The organism is Sphingobacterium corticibacterium, from assembly GCF_004208525.1.
Taxonomy (GTDB): Bacteria; Bacteroidota; Bacteroidia; order Sphingobacteriales; family Sphingobacteriaceae; genus Sphingobacterium; species Sphingobacterium corticibacterium.
In genome coordinates this window covers 937,679-960,905 of record NZ_SGIT01000002.1, presented here as the reverse complement: position 1 = coordinate 960,905, position 23,227 = coordinate 937,679, and the positions used below count along the sequence as shown (strand labels likewise).

11 protein-coding genes are annotated in these 23,227 nt (G+C 42.8%); 4 read left to right on the top strand and 7 right to left on the bottom strand.

Annotated elements, in window-relative coordinates:
- Nucleotides 1-32 precede the first annotated feature (32 nt).
- The 7 genes from EWE74_RS12360 to EWE74_RS12330 all read right to left on the bottom strand — a co-directional run bounded on the left by EWE74_RS12360 (nucleotide 33) and on the right by EWE74_RS12330 (nucleotide 14,138).
- Entirely contained in the window at nucleotides 33-2,012 is a 1,980-nt protein-coding gene (locus tag EWE74_RS12360) for a calcineurin-like phosphoesterase C-terminal domain-containing protein (RefSeq protein WP_130141838.1), read from the bottom strand.
- 24 nt (nucleotides 2,013-2,036) lie between these two features.
- Nucleotides 2,037-3,290 (bottom strand): DUF5689 domain-containing protein, encoded by a 1,254-nt coding sequence (locus EWE74_RS12355; RefSeq protein ID WP_130141837.1) that lies wholly within the window; start codon nucleotides 3,288-3,290, stop codon nucleotides 2,037-2,039.
- A 17-nt stretch (nucleotides 3,291-3,307) separates the two neighbouring features.
- Nucleotides 3,308-4,783, bottom strand: coding sequence for a SusD/RagB family nutrient-binding outer membrane lipoprotein (locus EWE74_RS12350; protein WP_130141836.1), 1,476 nt, complete (start codon nucleotides 4,781-4,783; stop codon nucleotides 3,308-3,310).
- Nucleotides 4,784-4,789: 6 nt separating this feature from the next.
- Complete coding sequence (locus EWE74_RS12345; protein WP_130141835.1) at nucleotides 4,790-8,047, bottom strand: SusC/RagA family TonB-linked outer membrane protein; 3,258 nt, start codon at nucleotides 8,045-8,047, stop codon at nucleotides 4,790-4,792.
- 355 nt (nucleotides 8,048-8,402) lie between these two features.
- Nucleotides 8,403-9,893, bottom strand: a complete 1,491-nt coding sequence (locus tag EWE74_RS12340) for a SusD/RagB family nutrient-binding outer membrane lipoprotein (RefSeq protein ID WP_130141834.1) — start codon at nucleotides 9,891-9,893, stop codon at nucleotides 8,403-8,405.
- A gap of 31 nt (nucleotides 9,894-9,924) precedes the next feature.
- Nucleotides 9,925-13,167 (bottom strand): SusC/RagA family TonB-linked outer membrane protein, encoded by a 3,243-nt coding sequence (locus tag EWE74_RS12335; protein ID WP_239018645.1) that lies wholly within the window; start codon nucleotides 13,165-13,167, stop codon nucleotides 9,925-9,927.
- A 374-nt stretch (nucleotides 13,168-13,541) separates the two neighbouring features.
- A complete protein-coding gene (locus EWE74_RS12330) occupies nucleotides 13,542-14,138 on the bottom strand; it encodes a hypothetical protein (RefSeq protein ID WP_130141833.1) in 597 nt (198 codons plus the stop codon).
- A 330-nt stretch (nucleotides 14,139-14,468) separates the two neighbouring features.
- Here EWE74_RS12330 and EWE74_RS12325 point away from each other — a divergent pair, with 330 nt between their 5' ends.
- From EWE74_RS12325 to EWE74_RS12310, 4 genes are read left to right on the top strand one after another with little or no spacing between them, the layout of a single operon-like run.
- Nucleotides 14,469-17,219 (top strand): alpha-d-galacturonidase, encoded by a 2,751-nt coding sequence (locus EWE74_RS12325; RefSeq protein WP_130141832.1) that lies wholly within the window; start codon nucleotides 14,469-14,471, stop codon nucleotides 17,217-17,219.
- A gap of 20 nt (nucleotides 17,220-17,239) precedes the next feature.
- A complete protein-coding gene (locus EWE74_RS12320) occupies nucleotides 17,240-18,778 on the top strand; it encodes an MGH1-like glycoside hydrolase domain-containing protein (protein WP_130141831.1) in 1,539 nt (512 codons plus the stop codon).
- On the top strand, nucleotides 18,775-20,358 hold the full coding sequence (locus tag EWE74_RS12315; protein WP_130141830.1) for a glycoside hydrolase family 28 protein: 1,584 nt from the start codon (nucleotides 18,775-18,777) through the stop codon (nucleotides 20,356-20,358). The genes EWE74_RS12320 and EWE74_RS12315 overlap by 4 nt, the downstream gene beginning before the upstream one ends.
- A 4-nt stretch (nucleotides 20,359-20,362) precedes the next feature.
- Nucleotides 20,363-23,155 carry a glycoside hydrolase family 95 protein gene (locus EWE74_RS12310; protein ID WP_130141829.1) on the top strand — a complete coding sequence of 931 codons (2,793 nt, stop codon included), beginning with the start codon at nucleotides 20,363-20,365 and terminating at the stop codon, nucleotides 23,153-23,155.
- The last annotated feature ends 72 nt before the right edge of the window (nucleotides 23,156-23,227 follow it).

Below are 23,227 nucleotides of genomic sequence, written 5' to 3'. Positions count from 1 at the left end.
TACACACGAGAGACATTACAATACTTATTTCCCTAACGCATGGTATAATTAAAAGCTTTGGGTCTTTCCATTGTTTCGGAATAGATGTTGCCAAACTCATCTTCTACGGTTATCTCTAAAGTAGATGTTGCGCTCGAAGCTTGTACTAAAAACAAATGAGCAGTATTGGTGGTTGCAAATGATGACGTTGGATCGGCATTGACATTTACACGCTGCAAATCATAGGAAATAATATGCATTGGATCCTTCTTACGAACGCGTGTATAAGACAAAGGATTCCCGTTTTCCGTTACCTTAACCTTCCAATTATCTTGATAGCTCCAAACATTAATTAACACTTGGTTGTCATCTCTTTTGGTCGCATATTCTCCAGCTATTCCAGGAACTTTTTCTTTAAATGTGGCATTTGCATTAGGTGTATGTGCAGCTGCTGTAATATGTACGGTATTTAAATCATACGACCTAAATTGATAATCTTTTTCATATCCAATACCCTTATAATATAGTTTTTGGTTTCTCCCTTCGACTTCCTGTACAGCATATCCTCCCACGCTGCCGTCTTTACAGATATGATTACCGGCATAACCGCTCCTTCCTGTCCACCACCATGTCGCACTTACTGCTCCTATATTATATTCGGTAATATTCGATCCAGATTGTTTTACGCGATAATTTATATGAGTGTGCCCGGTAAGTACTTTTACATTATTGAAAGCTGACAACATACCAACGAGTGTGGCCCCGTTTTGCAAAGAAATATTGGAGTTGCCGTTCGCATCCGGATTGGAGTGAAGGGGAACATGCATGGCTACTACGATTGGTGTAGATTTATCCGTGATATAGGCTAAATCTTTTTGTAGCCAATCTAATTGCTCTTGAGCGATGACATTGGTATATTCCCTATCGCCAATTATACCATTTGAACCACCTGTATTTTTGTAGTCCATGTTGTCAAGAATTATGTAATGTACTTGACCAATATTCATCGAGTAATAAGTTGGCCCCATGAGGTTTCTGTAGGGGGATGCCGCTAGCCAGTCGTTGAGGGCAACATAAGGATCGTAATCATGGTTTCCTATAACATTGTAGATTGGAAATTCCAGATCCTTTATCGTTTGCAAATACTCCGCTAGTTTGAAATTGTTAGCGTACCAGTATTGGTCCCAGGATTGATCGCCCAAAGTAAGTCCATAGAACTTCTTATTCTGATCCTTGTAGTAGTCGTATGTTTTGTTTATGTCGGCTAAGAAGTTGCTTTGGAATTGTGCAATATCATCGTTTCGGTTGGCTAGATGTATATCAGCCAAAAATGCAACGACATGGTTATCGTTGTTTACAGGGAATAGTTCAAAATCCCGGATTTCAGCATCCGATGTGATACCGGTTAAAGGCTTAAAGAACTGTGGTACTGTATTGGTTGTGATGACTTCGTAATTAGATGGAACCGAAACAAATACATAGCCGTTCTTCTTTGCTGAAGGTAAATAATAAACACCGTTTGCGTCTGTTTTAGTTACGACTTCGCCGTCAGAGACCACCACATCGGCGACGCCTTTGTCACCTACAAATACCGTTCCTTTTACAGTCATACCGTCTTTGTCCGGAATATCAGTATTGAAAACGAAATTAACGTAAGTTTTTCCGATCAGTTGGCTTAACTCGCCTCGCTTCACGCGAATATCATAAGCCCCATCTTTTACATTGTCTGATATAGCCACGATGACACCATTGTCCGTGAGCGAACCTATAGGCAGATCTACAGTTTCACCCTGGCCGCTTCTCGGAACAAATGATATGATATCGTCGGCAAGAAAACCTGTCCCTTCAATATCAATCTCTGTCACGCCAATTTTAATATTGTATACATAAGGTATATTAATATGGGTAATGGGAATGCTGGTCGCAATCTTATCCTCCACCCCTACGGCTAAATCGCTTTTACAAGCGCTAATCAAACCCGTGGCCAATAAGCCAAGGATAATCAATACCAAAAAATTATATTTCTTCATCATACTTTCGCTTTAATTGTAAGTTTGTTAGTAGCCTTTGAAAATGGAGATATCATCCATTCCCAATCGACCGTTCGGATTTGAATTCGTATTCGCTCCAATACCTTTTTTATTGATTCTAAATCGTACAGGGCCTTCAATATCCATTAGGAATACCGCTTGTTTACTGTTTAAACTTTCTGATGTCCTGTGGGCATCTGTGATGGGGTCTCCGATTTGCTGCCAATTAATCCCGCCGTCTGTTGAAGATTCCAAAGTGAATGTACAGGAGTTGTCGGTATAGTAAGAGCCATACCACAAGGTCACCTTGGAAGCACCGTCGGGTACGTCGAAATTCATTTGTAAAAGTGCATCTGTGCTCAACCCTTGCTGGAAGCGGACTGCTGTATCGCCAGATACAATACGGTCACGGCCGGCGGTTACACCCAGCAGTGATTGCTGAAAATACCAAGTTCCGGTCTTCAACAATCTATTGGCGTTTGCATAGCCGTCTTTATTGTTGTTCGTTTCAAATGTTTCCGGCCATCCAGGATAGATTTTACCACTTGGATAAGCCATCCCTGCATAGTTTTGCAATCGTAGCTGTCTTTTTTCGCCATCCGAATAGGCTATCCCTCTGAATGTTGCACTTGGTGCAACAACTTCATCAGCAAAGCTTGCTTGATCAGATGTATAAAGATCAATTTTTAAAGAATCCTGATCCATCAGTGTCTTTGTTCCTCTAATTGGTGTTCCTGGAGCAGGTTCTACTTCCAAGTCTGCGGTAATATCAATAAAAGTCGACTCGTAATCGCCGAACTTATTTTGTAGGACTGAAATGGCTACAGGTCTTGAAACCACTGTATTGCCAGTATTGATAATAGTAATATCACTCTGTTTTATACCTTTTAGTGTCAAGGAGCCGGTTTGGGTAGACAATTTTGCTCCGTTAAGGTTAATCCTTATGGAATCTCCGAAGTTATACTTTGCAACATCATCCACTTCAATCAATATACCCCTTTGTTGGTTTCGCCATACGTTTTGAACAGCAATATGGTTTGCCGGAAGATTCTTTCCGGTGTAATCTGATACCACGACACCTTTTGTGTACATCGCATTTGTCAACAAATCGGCGTTTAGGGTGACATCGCTTCCTTGAAAGATATTTCTGACTACATACAGCGAGGTTTCCGGATTATTTTCCCCGATGGCGTAATTTGTGTCTTCCTTGATGCAGCCTATTGCTAGTAAGGAAGACGATATAGCTATATATGATAATGCGTTTAATATTTTCTTTTTCATCTGAATCGTTTTTTGGTTTAAAACAGGTTGGGTTGCCACCACATTAATCCATTTAGATTATCACCCCCCAGACGCTCCACGGCCGCTTTATAGTTTGCCGTATTTAAGGATTGTGTAATTAACGGGTAGTTTAGCCGGACGGGCATTTTACCATCATTTTGCACACCGCCACCGATATAATCGCTAAAATCCAATAACCCCGTCCGACGGTACTCATACCACTGCTGGAAATCAGTAAATAGCATTGCAAAATATTTTTGCAAATGTACTTTACCTAACTTATCGTTATTGCTATCAGTCGATGAGAAGCTAACTAAAGGGTTGTCAAAGTATTCGTCACCAATAGTTTGATCCCAAAAGACCATGGAAGCATTGATACCATCGTTATATGCGACTTCGGCATCTTGATTCACATAATTGCGCAATGCACATTCTGCCAAAATGAATTGTAGTTCCGCATAGTTCATGATGTTCCCCAAGCGTGGGTCGGTCATCAGATTTTTGTGCAGTGTAGAGCCGCGCTCGGGTACAGACCCTTCTTGATAGCCTGATTGCATACCGGAGTAAACTCCTAATGTAGCTTCTGTTGCCCATATTTTAAGGCGCGGATCCCCCATTGCGACTAAATTGTTAATAAAGAAATCAGAATAACCTTTATTGCCGTTAAAATCAATCTCTCGGGCGTTGAAATAAGGATTGAAGTAGGGTTGCTGATTCGTGAAACGCAGAACAGCTGAATCATCATTGCTCTCCATAATTGGATATTCTGACGGTTTGATGTCCACTATTTCCTTGATTTTTGTTATAGCATTCAATTCTGGTTTATGCGCGACTCTAAGGAGCAGTCTCAGATATAAGGAATTTCCGAATTTTCGCCATTTTTCGGGATCAGTGTTGAAAATAGGATCTAATGCAGCCTTATCACCCGCGATATCATTGGTAGTATTCAATAGCTGGTTAGCTTGTTCTAATTTCAAAAACAAATTCTTATATATTTCCTGTTGTCTTTCAAAAGCCGGGCTTGTATTCCCGTCTGTATAGCCTTTGTTGCTCTCGTAATATGGAATATCGCCAAACATATCGGTCAGCAAGGAATAAACCCAGGCTTCCAATACCAGGGAGATACCTTGATATATTTGGTAACCGGCCTGCTGCTGCTCACCAGCACTTTTATATATATCTTTAATGTTGGTCAGTTCTACATACCAGCTTCGCCACATGTATTCGCTTTCCGACGGACGGACAAGATAACGGTGGAACTCCAGGTTGTCATTGGTGGTAACGGTAACCTGTGTGAACTCGTTGTTTATCCGTAGATTTCGGTTGATATTGGCCGTGATTACTTTATACACGGCAGGCCCTAATAAACTTTGCGGAGCCGCTGTTGCGGACTCGTTGGGATTGGTGTTAATTTCTACGAAATCCTGACAGCTACTTAGTCCTCCGAGTGCTAAGGTTGCCATTAATATAATTGATTTTAATCTTGTTTTCATAATGTCTTAAAATCCAAGTGATACATTAATACCAAAAGTTCTTGTCGACGGGAACTGGGCAATTTCTGCTCCTTTTTCTATACCGCTGGCGTTCAGCGAGCCAAATTCCGGATCGAAAGCTGGCCAATTACTGAATACGAAAAGATCGCGTCCGTATAAACCAATAGTTGCCCGCTCAGTTTTGAAACGACTCAAGAACGATTTGGGCAAGGTATAATCCAAGCGTAATTCCCGAAGCTTGATGAAATCGGTCGAGAATGTATTGGCTTCGATATTATCCCGGTTAAAATGTGCCCGATAATACGTTGACGCTTGTGCTATTTCGGTATTTGGGCTGAAAGTTCCATCTGCATTTTGTACTACACCGTTTCCAATAATGCCGTTATAGCGGCCAGGGATAGTTTTTTTCAATTTTCCCTCTTCCATCAGTACAGCATGGGTTAATGAATATGCTTTTCCGCCAAACTGGCCGTCAAATAGTACGTTCAGGCGGAAATTTTTATAGCTGAATCTACTGCCGATACCAAACTTCTGTGTCGGGTTGGGATTGCCGATGTAGATCAGATCTTCTGTATATTGAGGCACACCACCACTATAAATAATGGCACCATCCGTGTTACGGAGATAGCCTAGTCCGTAAAGGTCACCGAAGCGTCCGCCAATTCGGGCTTCCACTGTTCCTCGGCTTCCGAAGATAGTGGATAAAACTAACGATGTGGCATCATCTTGAATTGGAATCTCTTCTACTTTCGTATCGTAAGCCGTATAATTTCCATATAAAGACCAGCCTAACCCATCACTATTTTTTAGTATTTCTGCTTCTGTTTCGATTTCTAGACCGCGGCTGCTTACTTTGCCCGCATTAATAATTTGGGTTCGGTACCCGCTGGACGGGTCAATAGGTGTTTCTAGGATCTGATCTATATCAATGGCTTTGTACACTGTTACATCAAACCTTACCCGATTTCTGAGCATCCGGAAATCCGTTCCGAGTTCATAAGATATTTTTCTCTCAAATGTTAGATCTTCATCTGGAATCCGTGTAGGATTTGCTGCTCCGCCAGGGAAAGCTGTCTGTCTGCTGTACGTATAACGGTTCAAATAGGGTCGTTTACCGGCCCTGCCTACACTCGCAGCACTCAAACGCAATTTCCAAAAACTGATTTCTTCCGGCAATTCGAACGCCTCTGATAACAGCACGCTTGCATTAATCGAAGGGTAGAAAAACGGGAGTAACGTTTTTTTCTTTGGCGAAGCCAATGTACTAGCCCAGTCTAAACGTGATGTCGCATCAATAAAATAAGTGTCTTTGTAACTAAAAGTACCTAATGCGTAGATACTGTTTACAGCATACTGCTGATAATAGGGATCGTATAGTAAGGCGATAGCTGAGTTTGCGAAACTGTATTCGTTTGGTGTGTTAAGTTGATTTGTCCAAGCATCTTCTCTGTCGTAAGTATTCATCATCAGTGCACCACCGACGCTTCCCCCGAATTTAAAGTCGCTGTGTCTGACATTGTTATAGGTCAACAAGAAGTCAGCATTGCTTTCCTGACTGTAAACCCCCTGCTCCCGATAATAACCTTGTGAAAAGTTATACGTGTCAAAAGGTCGAGCCTGCGAGCGTTGGTCATACGAAAAATCCAGCCCAGCCCTGACCATCAAGTTTAGCTCGTCGTTAAATTTATAATCTGCCTGAAAATTACCGATAACGTGATTCTTATCTTGTGAGTTGAGCATATCATACGACATGGTTTTTGGATTGTCCAACAGGTTGGAATAAGGTGTTGTCTGCTCGATACCATATCTATTGGGCCGCCAGTTGTCGTCGAAGTATTTCGGATTCATATTGGGTGTCAATCCTCGGATGAAATACATATAAGTCTGGTTGTTGTAGCCAGTATTTGGTAAGTTATCTGATCCCCGGTGATTATAGTTAATCTTGGTAGCCAATGTGAGTTTATCCGTCAGCTTGTTGCTCAAGTTCGCCGACACGGAATTTCTCCGGTAGCCCATGTTTGGAATTATCCAAGTGTTATATACGTTGGTATAAGAGAAACGAGCATCTGTTTTATCTGTAGAACCGGAAAGACTAATGTTGTTTGTAGAAGTTACTTCCGGTTTGAAAAAATACTTTCGGTTATTCTCGTAAGCTCTCCACAAGGTACGTTCGGGTGGAACTAACCTATAATAGTCGGGATTATATTGATAATACATTTGTCCATTAAATTTTGGCCCCCAAGCGGAAGAAGTACTAAGTGTGCTGGCACCGTCTTCGGTTTGTCCATATGAATAATATAAATCCTGTCCGTCATTACCTTGTCCGTATTCATATTGATAATCTGGCCATCGATTGATGGTTCCCATAGCGGTATTGGAATTGATGGAGACTCCGAAACCACCACCTTTACGTCCAGTTTTGGTCGTGATAATCAAAGCGCCGTTAGCCCCACGGTAACCATACAACGCAGCAGCAGCGGGTCCTTTAAGTACAGAAACCGATTCTATATCGTCTGGGTTTAGATCGGATAAGGAGGATCCGAAATCTACCGGTGCGTCGGAACTAATGTAGTTTCCACTCCCACTGGAAGTCATTGTTCTGCCCGCTTCCATCACGATGCCATCAATCACGATAAGGGCTCCGTTATCACCTGACAGAGAGGTCTCCCCCCGAAGAATAATCTCATTAGATCCAAGTGGTCCTCCATTTGACTTTGTAATATTAAGACCTGCCACTTTACCAACCAAGGCGTCTGACCAGTTGTTGGATATAGCTTCTGTTAACGCTTCACCCGATACGGTGGTTGTTGAATAACCCAATGCTTTTTGTTCTCTTTTAATCCCCAATGCTGTTACTACAACTTCTTCTACCTCTTGTGTACTGGTAGTCAGATGAACTTTAATCTCGCCGCCAATCGTGATCCGTTGGGTATAGGCAGTGTATCCGATAATGGAAAATGTTACTTCGTTGTCCCGCGTCACTCTGATGGAGAAATTTCCAGAAGCATCGGTTGTTCCTAACGTTCTTCCCTGGCTTGTTATGGTTACAGCAGGAATAGGATCGCCACTGTCGGCATCGAATACCCTTCCTTGTAGGGTCACTTGTTCTTGGTGCTCATAACTGATGTGTGTTGGTTCAATGTTATTCGCTCCTGTCGATGCTAGGGGAGCAAATAATAAGAACGCAGACAACTGCAACATATAACTTCTCTTTGAAATTATATGACGACGGTTGGCTCTTTGATAGAGTAAAGTTCTCATCATATTGTTGTTTTAATAATTTATCTAGACTTAGATTATGTTAGTTCGTGTTTAGTTGTTTGTCTAATTTTTTTAAACGAAGCTTTGTGAAAGTTTTTGTGCTTTGTTATTAATCTGCCTATTTTCTCCTTTATAGTTTATTTTGGGTGTTCCCCTATAGTAGTTTGTTTGTTGTGTTTCAATATGTAGTTTTAAATCGTATTGGTTGCCCCTACAATATTAAATATAAAAATTTATACGCGCAAACAAAACGTAAATAAATGGTAAAAAATCGAATCAAAACGAAAGTTGTGGTATGTAAAAAAGAGGAGGGGGTAACAGTGCCCCGCTCCTCTTTTTTTCTTATCCTATAGCTATTTTATTTTTCCCACCAAACTCTTGAAAGCGGAGAATCTCCGTGCTCTAGCTTATCAGACGCGATTTTGTAGTTTTCGGGATTAGTTATCGATAGCCTGTCGTGGTACATAAACCGTTTAGGCATTTCACCCCCATGCAGCATGTGCTCCGTTTTTGGAAGTACTGGAAATCCTGTCCTCCGATATTCAAACCATTGCTGATAATCACACATATACAGCGCAAGATATTTCTGGTTCATAATGCGTTCTAAAGTGCCATTAAATGCCGTGAGCGGATTATCGAAATAGGTTTCACCCGGAGACGATATGCCTACCCATTGGGTAATGCCGGCTATGGTGCCTTTTTTATACGCTTCCTCCGCATTCTCCAAATCCCCGAAGTGAAGATACACTTCACTTTTTATAAACTCTACTTCAGCATAAGGCATAATAATTTCATGGATGACGGTTCCCAAGTTTTGAGGAATCATGAGATCTGGATTGGGAATACTGGGCGTAAAATTGAATGTAGCCGCAGGATCATGAGCGGCCGGGATTCCTTTGTACCCAAGATTTGTTCCGGGAGGAATAGAATTGGCTTCACTCATAAAGAAGGGTCTTCTGGGGTCTTCATAATCGTTCAACATATCTACAAAGAACTCCGCCTTTGTTATGGTTAGCGTATAATCTTGACGTCTGTTCCAAGCATAATTAAAAGGGCTCAAGCCGCTGATTTTCAATATCGCAGCTTCTGCGTTGCTGTTGAATACAGGATACCTGTCTGGAGCGTCCATAATTTCCTTTAATCGGTTGTAACTATCGATTTCTGTTCTTTTGCTTGTACGTAAAAGCAGACGCATCAATAAGGAATTGTTGAACTTTCTCCATTTTTCTTTAGGGCTAATATTCTCATTATTGGCTCCGCTGTTACCAAACAAAATGTCGCCACCTGACATTTCGCTATCCGTGGAAGCGTAAATGCTGTTTGCTTCTTCCAGGCCTTCGATCAGTACCCGGTATATCTCTTGCTGTTCATCAAACTTAGGCGTAGAAATTCCTTCGTCTAATTTGATCGCTTCGCCGAATGGCATATCTCCGAAAGCATCCGTTAGCATACCTGCGCTGTAGGCTTTTAGTGTTTTGGCAACAGCTAGGTAGATGGGTTGTTCTTTGTTAATAGCAGCCTCCTCCATTTCGCTGATGCTGCGGAGCCAGGTGTAGCCTTTGTTCCATGTGCCGTTTCCTGCTGTCGGTGTAATGTCGTAGCGGTGAACACCTGTTGCGGTTGCTGGATAGGGGAAGCCAACCTGCATAAGCTGCCAAGTGAAGTCGTAGTTCCGATTGCTGCTAAAGGTACCCATGTCGTACAACAATGGGTTCATTAAGCTGTTGGGGACAACAACGTCTATATTGTTGGGGTCTATATTCATTTCTTCGAAATGGCTACAGGACGTTGTTATCAGGGTCGCGCTTAGGATAGCCGGAAGAATATAAGTATGGATAGTATTTTTCATGATGTATACGTTTAAATGCTATGGTGCATAATTATAGCGTCAAATTTAGATTAAAACCAAAGGTACGGGGGGTGGGAAGCTGTCCCATTTCCACACCAGGCATAATGGTAGATCCGTTAAGAGCCGCTGTCTCCGGGTCAAATATAGGAAACTTCGATATCAGCAAAAGATCCCGACCGTAAAGTGCGACAGATAAACCGGATAAACGCATGCGCTCGGTAACCTCACGCGGGAAAGTATACTGTAGACGAACCTCACGTAGTTTCAGATAAGAAGCATCCAAGCTGTTTGTCTCAATATTTGCCCTACGGTAATAATCAGCATAATAGGATTGTACGGGCACTTCCTTGGTATTTGGTGAATAACTGCCATCCGCATTTTGGATAACGCCGTCACCAATGATAAAGCCTTCGTCACGCCCTTTTAAGGTATGTTGCAACTTGCCCTGTTCCGTCATTTTATGGTGTGTTTGCGAGTATATGATACCGCCATATTGACCGTCAACTAAAGCACTAAGCATGTAGTTTTTGTAGCGAAACTCATTATGGAATCCGCCGCGCCAAGCTGGATAGGCGTTCCCGATATATTTTATTGGGGATCTTAACGAATGCCCTGTATTAGCATCATAAATGACTTGGCCGTCCTCATTTTTGACTAGGCCAGCTCCCCAGATGTCGCCGGTTGTGCCTCCTTCGACTGCCACTATTGATGCAGTTCCGCTAGTCATAATAATCTGCTGTTGACCTTCGATTTCATCACTTAGTTCCAATATCTTGTTGTTGTTCTTTGCCCAGGTGATAGTAGGCGTCCAGCTGAAATCACCGCGCACGGGATGGCCGGTCAACATAATTTCAACTCCATCGTTTCTGACCTTTCCTCCGTTTATAAAAGCAAAGCTATAGCCGGTCGTGATATCAACCGGAACGCGTAACACTTGATTGTTTGTTGTGTTATAATAATAATTGACGTCTGTCGTCAACCGGTTATTGAACAAAGAAAAGTTAATTCCCGATTCAAAAGAGTTGGAAGTTTCTGGTTTTAGTTCCGCGTTATTTCTCGTACCCGGAGGTGTAACCGATCCGGGGAATACACTTTGCGTATATACTTTGTAAAGTTGGTATGGATCGGTGTCATTTCCGACTTGCGCATATGACAATCGGAGTTTTGCGAAAGAAACCGCTTTGGGCAAAGTGAAAATATCGGACAAAATAAAGCTAGAGCTAATAGAGGGATAAAAATAGGAATTGTTGCCTTTGGGAAGGGTGGACGTCCAGTCGTTTCTGGCGGTGAGGTCAACAAATATCTTGTCGTCGAAAGAGAAGTTTGCTAATCCATATAAACCGTTCACTTGCTTTTCCAATTTGTTGTGTTCCACATATAAATTGTTTAATGCATTGGAGAGCTTGAATATGTTAGGCAACATTAACCCGTCTGCAGTAACGCTTTTTGACCGACCTTCTTCTTTCCGTATATTTCCCCCCGCACCAAGTGTCATTTTAATCCTGTCACTCAACTGTTCGTTATAATTGACCAAGAAGTCTGTGTTGTGTTCCATCCACATCGCATCTTGTTCTTTATACATGCCTTGTGTATATTGCGCAGTACTCCACGGGCGTTTATTATCCCGGAAGTCTTGTCGGTAGTTTAGTCCCGAGCGGATCATGGCATCCCATTTGTCATTGAATTGATAATTCAATTGCACATTCCCTTCAATATTATGGTTTTTTAAACCATTGGTCATCTCATTGGCAATAATGAAAGGGTTATCGATAAAAGAGCTAAAGGGATGTATCTGCTGGATATATTCCTGCCCAGGCTGCCATCTGGGTCTATATACGTCGAGGTCGATATTTGGGTTTTGGAAGATCATGAAATAGGAAATCGACTGATTGTTATAGCCTGTTGCGGGTAGATTGTCGCTGAACTTATTCGTATAAGATATTCGAGATGATACCGATAACTTTTCCGTTACTTCAAACCGATTGTTGGCCGATACAACGATACGCTCGAACCCTGTATTCGGCATAATCCATTCATTTTTTGTGTGTCCTAAAGAAAATCTTCCGGTATATTTGTCTGTTCCCGCTTCTATGGCGACACTGTTCATCGCAGTGAACCCTGTTCTCCAAAATCCTTTGATATTATCTTTGTACGGTATCCACGGTAATCGAGTGGCGGATTGTTCACCTGTTGCAGGGTCGTATTGGTAGTATGATTGACCTGCGAATTTCGGTCCGAAAGCACTGGAAGTACTCCCGGTGTTAGGACCGTCTTCCGATGGTTGGAAAGAGTAGAATAATTCGCCATCGGCATTTCGCTGGTTTGTGCCCTGTCCATATTCGTATTGAAATTCAGGCCAACGCAAAACATCATTAAAACTTGTGTTTGAATTGACGCTAATACCTAGTCCTTTTTTTGTTTTACCTGATTTCGTCGTTATGATCAATGCTCCATTGGCAGCCCGACTTCCATATAGCGCCGTCGCAGCAGCTCCCTTTAGGACCGAGACGGACTCGATATCATCGGGGTTTATATCACTTAGGCCGTTGCCGAAATCGATTGGAACATCGGCACCCCCTACACCATAGGCATCGCTAACGCCTGAACTCAATTGTCCGTTAACCATTGGGATACCGTCGATGACGATCATTGCCTCGTTATTCCCCGACAGTGAGCGATCGCCTCTCAAATTAATACGTGTGGAATTGATCGGTCCGGAACTAGCCTGTGTTAGATTTAATCCAGCTACTTTTCCTTTCAATCCGTCACTCCAATTGTTACTGACCGCATTTGTCAGTTCATCTCCTTTGATAGACGATATTGCATACCCCAAACCTTTGGCCTCCCGTTCAATACCGAGTGCCGTTACCACCACTTCTTCTACTTCGCGTGAGCTGGTAGTTAACTGTATTGTTCGTGTCCCCCCATTATTGATCTGTTCAGTGTGGGAATTATACCCGATTAACGCAAAAGTAACATTCACTCCTCGGTTTACTTGGATAGAGAAAGCACCCGACTCGTTCGTCGCGCCTAACGATCTTCCCTGGCTGGAGATGGTCACACCAGATAGTGGCGAACCCGTTTCTCGATCGCGAACTGTTCCCTGAACCGACACTTGTTCTTGGCTTTGTTGACTAATGTATGTTCGCTCGATATTATTTGCGCCCGCCGATCCAATCGGGGCGAATAACAAGATCGCGGATAGCTTTAGCATAGAACTTCTTGTAGAAGCTAGATAGCCGCGTCTTTCTTTTGGATAGGGTAAAGTTTTCATCAATAGATGTGTTTTTTATTGTTTCTGATAAAGTTTATAAAACTAGGGTTACGCATACAATGTTAAACATAAAAAGCTATTCAAACAAGAAAAACGTAAATAAATGGTTGTTAACCGTAGCTAAACGAAAGTTTTGTAGTGTGTTTGGTGGACTTGATCGTAATAACATGATTGCAAAATGATTGTTTTAGAAATCAGATGCAATATTAGGGGTGTTGTGTTAGCGTTATGTTAACAGGGTGTTATTAAAAGATAAAGTATTTGATTGAAGAGGATAAAAAGGTATAAAAAATGAGGTATATTTTTTATACCTCATTTTAAGAAGCAGGCCTACAACAGCGAGCTCATTGAAAAATAGTTGCGGAGAAGCGGTATTATGAGTTCCGCTTCATCTGTTCGTCGAGCAATTGTCGTTTTAGTTGCTGTTCTTTTTCCAACGATTTCTTGCGTAATGTTTGTAGTTCTTCCTGTAGTTGTTCTGCCGTTTTCTTGTGCTCGTCTGTATCCACTTTTGCTTTTCTAAAAGAAGCTAGTGTTACCAAGAATGCCAATATGAAAACGATTATAATGCTCCACACCACCGTATGGTACGACCCTTTTGAAAAATCGATGCCGAGAAAAGAAATGCTATTCGTTTTATGTTGCTCCGCTTGTAATGCGGCATCCAATGTGGTTACCGAATCCCGCAACGTGTTGATGGTGCCTGTCGACGAAGAAGAATTTGTCTTGAGTGTGGTGATTTCTTTTTGGTAAAGTGAGATGGAATCCAATACATTTTTCCGTATGATTTCCAGATTTGTTTTTCGAATAAGTTTAAAATCTACATCCTGCGATCTGGACAGGTTAATAAGATTATTGAATTGTTCATTCAACGTTCCTTCTTGAATGGCATACGGCAACATCCGTTTATTTTGTCCGAAAAGAGTAGTTGACGATACGATAAAAGCGAAAAACAAGAGTTTTTTAAACATAAGTTTTGAAATAACTAAAAATATATTACCATCCTTAGATGGAAAAGTTAAAGTTGGAAAATAAATAAGGGATTTGCAAAAAAATAAAAAAATATACGTCAGGAAGCGGTTAATTTTAATGTGTTTACTGTAGTATTTTTGCTTCTTTTCTATGTAACTTACGTGTTATAAAAGGTTGTGATGATAATATTGTGTAATAATAAGATAATTATACAGAGGAAAAATACCATTTTTAATTGTTGTTTTGGATAACCCATATAGACGGGCGTTTGTGTTTAGATTATTCCCGTCTATAAAATGATGGAATTAAACACAATAGAGAATAAGACGATGAAGATTTTTTTTAAGTATATTTTAGTGCTTTGCTTATGCGGACTGGCGGGGTGGACCGATGTAATTGCTAGGCCTCTCCGTGTCCTCTATGCCCGAGAGGCGGTAACCAATGAACAGCGCTTGCAATATGCGGTAGATAAAATGGTGGCTGCTATAGGTCAGCCATCTGCCGTATTTCATTTTGCAGAGGCTTCCCTACAAAAAGATGATGTTATACTCGGACTGCTTGGGACATCAGGACACTGGGAAAAGTTTGTGCCGGCGACGTTATTGCAAAGCCTGAAAGCCAACGAATCGTTTGTTGTTTACAGAAAAGACGCTGTATCTCCGTTGATTATCGTAGGGAAAGATGAAACAGGTCTGCTATATGGATGCGAGGAAGTCCTAAAAAACGCATTTTACGAAAATAAACCTGTTTCCTATACGGACGCACCGGAGATGGTGCTCCGTGGTACGGCTATCGGTTTGCAGAAAACGGAATATCTACCAGGCCGTGATGTATACGAATACCCTTATACGGAAGACTTGTTTCCCTGGTTCTATGATAAAGAACTTTGGATACAATATTTAGACATGATGCTCGAAAACAGATACAATAGTTTGTATCTATGGAACGGACATCCCTTTTCCTCTCTGGTGAAATTAAAGGATTATCCTTATGCGCTAGAAGTCGACGAGAAAACATTTGCAAAGAATGAAGAAATCTATCGTTTTCTGACAGAAGAAGCGAACAAACGTGGAATCTGGGTTATTCAGATGTTCTACAATATTTTGTTGCCTGAGCCCTTTGCCCATAAACACGGTCTGAAAACACAAGAAAGAAACCGCATTATAACACCATTAATTTCGGATTATACCCGTAAATCCATTGCAGCATTTGTAGAGAAATATCCCAATGTTGGACTGCTGGTTACTTTAGGAGAAGCCATGGAAGGTGTTGGGCAAGATGATATTGATTGGTTTACAAAAACGATTATTCCGGGCGTAAAAGATGGTCTGCGTGCCATCCATAGCGAGCTAGAACCCCCTATTATTTTGCGTGCGCATGATACGGATGCGCCAGCGGTGATGAAAGCTGCATTACCGATCTATAAGAACTTGTATACGGCGGCTAAATTTAACGGAGAGGCACTGACCACGTACGAAACGCGTGGAAAATGGGCAGAATTACATCAGACCCTAGGAAGTATCGGTACCGTGCATATACAGAACGTACATATTCTGGCGAATCTCGAGCCGTTTCGTTACGCCGCACCCGATTTTATACAAAAATCGGTGAAGTCGATGCACGATATCCATTTTTCTAATGGTCTTCACCTATACCCACAAGCATCTTATTGGGACTGGCCCTATACTGCTGATAAGACAGACGAACGCTTATTGCAGGTGGAAAGGGACTGGATGTGGTATAAAGCTTGGGCACGTTATGCATGGAAAGCTGCTCGTCCCGAAAACGAAGAAAAGATCTACTGGTCATCGCTGCTAAGTAACTATTACGGACTCTCGGAGAAAGATGCAACAAATCTTCTTATAGCACTGGACGAAGTCGGCGAAATATCACCCAAAATTCTTCGGCGCTTTGGCATTACGGACGGTAACCGACAGACTTCCTCGTTGGGTATGCTGATGACACAACTGATTAACCCCTATCGTTACGGACTTTTCACCTTGCTGTACGAATCGGAAGCGCCCGAAGGGGAGATGATTATCGACTATGCCGAAAAACAGTTTAAAGGTGATCAGCATGTTGGCGAAACGCCCATGCGTGTGGCTGATGAGATTGTTGTCCATGCCAACAAGGCTGTACAGGCAATACAAGGTATACAGCAATCCGCACCTAAAAATCAGGAGGAGTTTCAGCGTTTGATCAATGATGTTTATATCCACCAAGCCCTTGCCGAACACTACAGTTTCAAAGTAAAAGCCGCGATTCAGCTATTGCAATACAAGTATACGGAAGATGTAGAATCCCTTCGGAAAGCACTGCCCGATTTTGAGAAAAGTGTAGACGCCTACAAAAAATTGACTGCATTGACCAAGGATAGCTATTTATACGCTAATAGCATGCAAACGAAGCAACGTAAAATCCCAATGCGCGGAGTCGATGCTACTTTTAAACATTGGACGGAGATGTTGCCGGTTTTTGAAACCGAACTGCACAACTTTCAGCAGGCAATAGATTCTATAGCGTCTGCGGCAGGTCAACCTAAACAAGAACGTATGTTCCTTAACGAAAAGGAAGTTGCGGTCAAGGCGGATGTTCAATACGCCGTTTTGAAAAAAGGAGCAAAATTGCATTTAGATCAAGAACTGGTGGTGACACATCTCGCAAATGAATTGGAAGGATTGAAAGCGGTCATGATCAACTCGGAAGATCAAAAGCTGAATGGGACGACGCTGGAATTTGAAAGTAACCAAGCTGTAAAGGTTTTGGTTGGATATTTTAATAATACGGATAAAGTTTTTGCACCGAAACCGGTATTAGAAATTGATGCGACGGCCAATGATTATGGACAAGCAGAAGCCAAGATCCGCAATGCGCTACGAATACAGTATATGCCGATGTTGGATATCCACACATACTCCTTTCCAAAAGGAAAGAATGAACTAAAAATACCAAAGGGAGAAGCACTGATTCTAGGCTTTATTGCAGATGACGAACTGCAGCATGCCTACAATGCGGATGTCGATAACCAAGGCGACGATATGGACGACCTTTTCGGTTATTATGAGGAAACTAAACTGTAACAGAAGAACAAACAACGCTCATGAAAATAAACAAACTCGCAGGTATGCTATTGTTTCTCCTGCCCGGTGCGCTCTCGGGCCAGGAAGACTTGAACGCCAAGCTCAATATGTATGTCGACAAGTTTAACAGCCAGGATAACGAAGCTGTTATCAACAAGATTGACAATAAAAATTCGGCGACGTGGATGAAAGACAACATCCCGCTGTTTGCCTGTCCGGACAGTGCCATAGAAGAAACCTATTATTTTCGGTGGTGGTCTTATCGAAAGCACATTAAAGAAACCCCGCTGGGAACGATCGTAACCGAGTTTATTGAGCCCGTATCACACGCGGGTAAATACAACTCTATCAGCTGTGCTTTAGGCCACCATATCTATGAAGGAAGATGGTTGCGGAACAGCGATTTTCTGAAGGAGTATGTAGACTTTTTTATGTACCATGCCGATGAAGGGGAAAAAAGACCTCGCTTCCATCAGTTCAGCTCCTGGGTGCCGGATGCGTTATTGGCCTATTATATGGTGGACGATGACAAAACTTATTTGCTTGACCGTCTGCAGGATCTAGATAAAGATTATTTGAAGTGGGAAGAGGAGCGCCAACTTCCAAGTGGCATGTTTTGGCAACATGATGTGAAAGACGGTATGGAAGAATCTGTATCGGGTGGACGGCACGTAGAAAATCAACGTCCGACCATTAATAGTTATATGTACGCAAACGCTCGTGCGTTATCCACTATAGCCGAGATGGCCGGTAATGATAGCTTGAAGCGAAATTACGACGTGAAAGCCGAACGCCTACAAGCCCTCCTGTTGGACTCCCTATGGGATAAAGAAGATCAGTTCTTCAAAACCCGTTTAGAAAACGGCGAACTGCATTCCGCCCGTGAGGCGATAGGGTTTATCCCCTGGGGTTTTCATGCCGTACCCGATCAACGAGGCTATGCCGAAGCTTGGACACAAGTGATCGATACCGCTGGATTTAAGGCGCCGTGGGGTCTGACAACCGCTGAACGCAGAGAACCTACTTTTCGGACACGCGGATCCGGACATAGTTGTGAATGGGATGGCGCGATATGGCCATTTGCCAGCAGCCAGACCCTTCGCGGTATGGCTAACTTCCTGGCGGATTATAAGCATGGAAAACAAATTACAAAAGCTGATTTTTATGAGGCTGTGCAGCAATATGCGGCATCGCATGTGATGGATGGCAAGGCCTACATTGGTGAATACCAAGATGAGGTGACTGGATTTTGGTTGAAAGGAGATAATCCGCGTAGCAAATTCTATAATCACTCCACTTTTGCGGATGTTATCATTCAAGACCTTATTGGCTTTAAGCCACAGCTCGGCAACAGTTTCGAATTGAAGCCCCTTATTCCACAAGAACAATGGGCGTATTTTACGCTGCAGGGGGTGCCTTATAAAAACAAATCTGTGGATATCTATTGGGATGTAGATGGGACGCAGTACGGAAAAGGAAAAGGACTGACCGTCTACGTTGACGACAAACGTATCGCTAAATCAAAAAAATTAAAATCGATAAAAGTTAACTTGAAATGATAAAACAAGGAATTATTGTATTATGGCTGTTTGTAGCCACGATGGGGATGTCCGTACAGGCACAACAGTTCTATAATGTATTGGACTACGGCGGAAGCAATGATAGCACTGGGTTAAACACTAATGCTATTGCGAAAGCCATTGATGCTGCTGCGAGCAAGGGCGGTGGAACGGTGTATTTTCCTGCTGGGAAATATATTACCGGACCGATACACTTTAAAAGTAACATCACCCTTTTTATTGATGCTGGAGCAGAGCTGCATTTCAGTGACGACTTTGACCATTATTTACCGATGGTGGAATCGCGTTGGGAAGGTACCGAAGTGACCAACTTCTCTCCATTGATTTATGGAACAGATCTGGAAAACATCGCTATTGTTGGTCGTGGGTTGATTGACGGTCATGGAAAGAAATGGTGGGGTTATTCCGAAATAACCATCCGAAATCAAAAAGAAGGTGAGCAAACGAAATGGCAAACGGAATTTAAACGGTTAAACAAAGACGTATTGGCACCAGATTTGCCAGGCTGGGTAGAGCGTGGCTTCTTGCGCCCGCCATTTATTCAATTTCTTCGGTGCGAAAACGTACAAATCAAAGACATCAAGATACAGAATTCCCCATTTTGGACAGTGAATCCGCAGTATTGTGATAACGTGACCATAGATGGTGTAACGATTGACAATCCGCCGTCTCCAAATACAGATGGTATTAACCCCGAGTCTTGTCGCAATGTGCATATTGCCAACTGCCATATCTCGGTAGGAGATGATTGTATCACCATCAAATCGGGTAAAGATCGCTCGGGTCGTAAAGTCAATATCCCGGCTGAAAACTATACCATTACCAATTGTACAATGTTACGTGGGCATGGCGGTGTTGTCATTGGTAGTGAGATGTCAGGAGGTGTGAAGAATATCGTTATTTCAAATTGTATATTTGATGGTACTGATCGGGGCATCCGTCTAAAAACAGCTCGCGGTCGCGGTGGCGTGGTTGAAAATATCCGCGTAAGTAATATCGTGATGCGCAATATTCGTGATCAAGCAATTGTCATGGATACCCAATACGCTAAGACAGATCCAGAACCGGTAAGCGAACGTACACCACAATTCAAGAATATCCATATTAGTGATATGGCTGGAACAACCAATCGCGTAGGTTTGGTGCGCGGATTGGTAGAGTTACCTATAGAAAATATCAGTTTCAATAATATTAACATGCAGGTGAAAGCGGGCTTTTCGATCGAAAATGCAAAAAACATAGCTTTTAATAACGTGCAGTTGGCCATTGCAGACGAACCGTTCATCAAGGCGAAAAATGTGGAGGGCTTGTATTTAACCGGTATACAAAACTACACACCTAAAGCAGATCGTCCATTGTTAATCTTTGAAGATGTAGAACACGCCAATATTCAACAGAATTATCCTAGCGTAGGTACCAACACGTTCTTAGAACTTGTTGGTGATGAAAACAAGGGGATTTATCTGCACGGGAATAATTTTATGAATGTACAAAATACCGTTGTAGGTCCTACAACAGCTGTTGTTTTAACGAACAACATCGACGCACAAAAGAAATAATTATATGCGCTTTACATTTTTCTTTCTCTTTTTGTATGGGCTAAGTGCTATAACGGTGCAAGGGCAGAACAGGCTATGGTATAATACGCCTGCTCGCGAATGGGAAGAAGCTTTACCTATTGGAAATGGACGGATGGGTGCCATGATATTCGGCGGCGATACAGTAGAAGAAGTGCAGTTTAACGAAGAAACACTTTGGACAGGGCAGCCACGGAATTATAATAAGAAAGGAGCATATCAATATCTGGATACCATCCGGCTCTTGTTAGAACAGGGAAAGCAACGCGAGGCGGAAGAACTCGCGATGAACGAATTCATGGGGGTGAAAAGCCAGACGGAAGACAATGGCCCGTGGCTGGAGCGTGTGGGCGAAGAGCGAAAGAAAAAGAATGGCGCATATACGTACGATTTTGATGATACCGATTGGGTATCGATTCCGGTCCCCTCTTACGAAGGTTGGGAAGAAGTCGGTCTGGAAGGGCTTGACGGAGCCGTTTGGTTTCGGACAGCTTTCGAGTTAACGGTCGATGATTTACATCGTGATTGGGAGCTCGATTTGAATCGGGTTCGACAGTACGATTATACCTATGTTAATGGCCATTTGATAGGTCATGAACAGGGAGATGGAACAAAGCGTTTATACACGATTCCAAAAGAAATCCTTCGGAAAGGAAAGAATGTAATTGCAGTGCAGGTGATTAACCTAGCGGGCAAAGGTGGAATCTCTGGATACAAGGATACGAGCAATCCGATCGGTTTAAGAGATACCGCTGGGAAGTTTATCCCCATTGTTGGTGAATGGAAATACTGGATTCAGGATTCGGATGCTCCCAAAGTAGGCACATTTCAAGCATCCTACCAACCTTTCGGGAGCTTGAAGTTCCGTTTTCGGGACGGAGAATCCCAGCAATATGAACGCAGTTTGGATTTGGAAACAGGTCTTGCAGAAGTAACTTATAAAAGAGGAGATGTCCGGTTTTCCCGGACTTATTTTGCGAGTTATCCGGATAATATGATTGGTATCCGCTTAACAGCCGATAAGCCGGAGCAGGTTTCGTTCGCGTTGGCGATGGAAACGAAACATGAAAAACATCGGGTGTGGAAGGTAGATGAACAAACCCTTGCCATGACCGTTCACGTCAAAGGAGGTGCGTTGGAAGGGACATCGTTTCTAACCGTCAAGTTGGACGGTGGGACGATTGAAGAAAAAGACGGCCAAATGCACGTACAAGGGGCCAACACGGCTGATGTATATCTCACGGGAGCAACGAATTACGGTGATTATAAAACACTAGATCCGGATTACCTGACATCCGCCCAAGCACACCATCAAAAGATAAAGAAAAAGTCTTTTTCGAAATTGCTTAAAGCGCACGAGAAAGACTATCATAAGCTCTTTAGCCGGTTCAGCATAGACTTAGGCGGAGAAGCACAGCGCACAATCCCGACAGACGAAAGACTGCGAAGATTTGAATCTGCGGAGGATCCAGATTTAATTGCGTTATATGTACAATTTGGACGCTATCTACAGATTGCGAGTGCGCGCGAGGGGACACATCCTGCTAATTTGCAGGGATTATGGAACCCTTGGTTGGAGCCATCATGGGGGAGCAAGTATACCACCAATATCAACCTGGAGATGAATTATTGGGCAACGGAGATGCTTAACCTCAGTGAGCTGCATAATTCATTGTTTCAGATGATTCGGGAGCTGAGCGAGGCCGGCGAAGAAACAGCACGTCAATATTATAATGCGCGGGGTTGGGTGTTGCACCACAACACCGATGTGTGGCGTGGAACTGCTCCAATCAACAATTCCAATCATGGCATATGGCCGACTGGCGGTGCTTGGTTGGTTACCCATCTTTGGGACCATTATTTATTTAATCAAGATCCCAAAATTATTGCGGCGTATTATGATATCATTAAGGGAGCGACGCTTTTCTTTAAAGATGTTTTGGTAAAGGATGAAAAAACGGGGTGGTTGGTCAGCACACCTTCTAATTCCCCGGAAAACGGTGGGGTGGTGAAAGGGCCAACGATGGATCACCAAATCATCCGTGCCCTGTTTGGCGTGTTTACCGAATCCGCTAAGCTGATGGGAAGAGATGCGGCGCTACGGGACTCGATCCAAACGATGTTGCCACAGATCGCACCAAACCAAATTGGTCGATACGGGCAGTTGCAAGAATGGATGGAAGATATCGACGATCCCGATAATAAGCATCGACATGTGTCGCATTTGTGGGGTTTACATCCAGGCCATGAAATTAACACGGATGATACGCCGGAGTTGGTGGAAGCCGCCAAACAGTCCTTGCGTATGCGCGGTGATGACGGTACGGGCTGGAGTTTAGCCTGGAAAATAAATTTCTGGGCCCGGCTGAAAGATGCTCAACATACGTATACGATGATCAAGATGTTGCTGCGTCCGGCAAGTAAAGCCGGGGGATCTTATCCGAACCTATTTGATGCACATCCCCCTTTTCAGATTGATGGGAATTTTGGTGGTGCAGCAGGTATTGGCGAGATGCTGCTCCAGAGCCATACCGCCTTTGTCGATATCTTACCGGCTTTGCCCGAAGAACTTTCTCAGGGAAAAGTATCCGGACTAAAGGCGCGGGGTAATTTTGAAATAGACCTTGCTTGGGACAATCACAAATTGACTCAGGTCTCTGTACGGTCACACGCAGGCAAGCCGTTAAAGCTTCGTTATAACGGCAAAGTGGTCGAGATCCCAACCAAAAAGAATAAAACATATACCTTCGATACAGCCCTTAATCTGGTTAAGCGATAAAAAAAGAAAGAGATACTAATGCATCGTATAATCCTCCATATTTTTATATTTTTTATAGGTATCAATTCCATT

Coding starts and splice junctions, on each gene's coding strand:
- EWE74_RS12360 (WP_130141838.1), bottom strand. CDS start 2,012: ATGATGAAGAAATATAATTTTTTGGTATTGATTATCCTTGGCTTATTG.
- EWE74_RS12355 (WP_130141837.1), bottom strand. CDS start 3,290: ATGAAAAAGAAAATATTAAACGCATTATCATATATAGCTATATCGTCT.
- EWE74_RS12350 (WP_130141836.1), bottom strand. CDS start 4,783: ATGAAAACAAGATTAAAATCAATTATATTAATGGCAACCTTAGCACTC.
- EWE74_RS12345 (WP_130141835.1), bottom strand. CDS start 8,047: ATGATGAGAACTTTACTCTATCAAAGAGCCAACCGTCGTCATATAATT.
- EWE74_RS12340 (WP_130141834.1), bottom strand. CDS start 9,893: ATGAAAAATACTATCCATACTTATATTCTTCCGGCTATCCTAAGCGCG.
- EWE74_RS12335 (WP_239018645.1), bottom strand. CDS start 13,167: ATGAAAACTTTACCCTATCCAAAAGAAAGACGCGGCTATCTAGCTTCT.
- EWE74_RS12330 (WP_130141833.1), bottom strand. CDS start 14,138: ATGTTTAAAAAACTCTTGTTTTTCGCTTTTATCGTATCGTCAACTACT.
- EWE74_RS12325 (WP_130141832.1), top strand. CDS start 14,469: ATGAAGATTTTTTTTAAGTATATTTTAGTGCTTTGCTTATGCGGACTG.
- EWE74_RS12320 (WP_130141831.1), top strand. CDS start 17,240: ATGAAAATAAACAAACTCGCAGGTATGCTATTGTTTCTCCTGCCCGGT.
- EWE74_RS12315 (WP_130141830.1), top strand. CDS start 18,775: ATGATAAAACAAGGAATTATTGTATTATGGCTGTTTGTAGCCACGATG.
- EWE74_RS12310 (WP_130141829.1), top strand. CDS start 20,363: ATGCGCTTTACATTTTTCTTTCTCTTTTTGTATGGGCTAAGTGCTATA.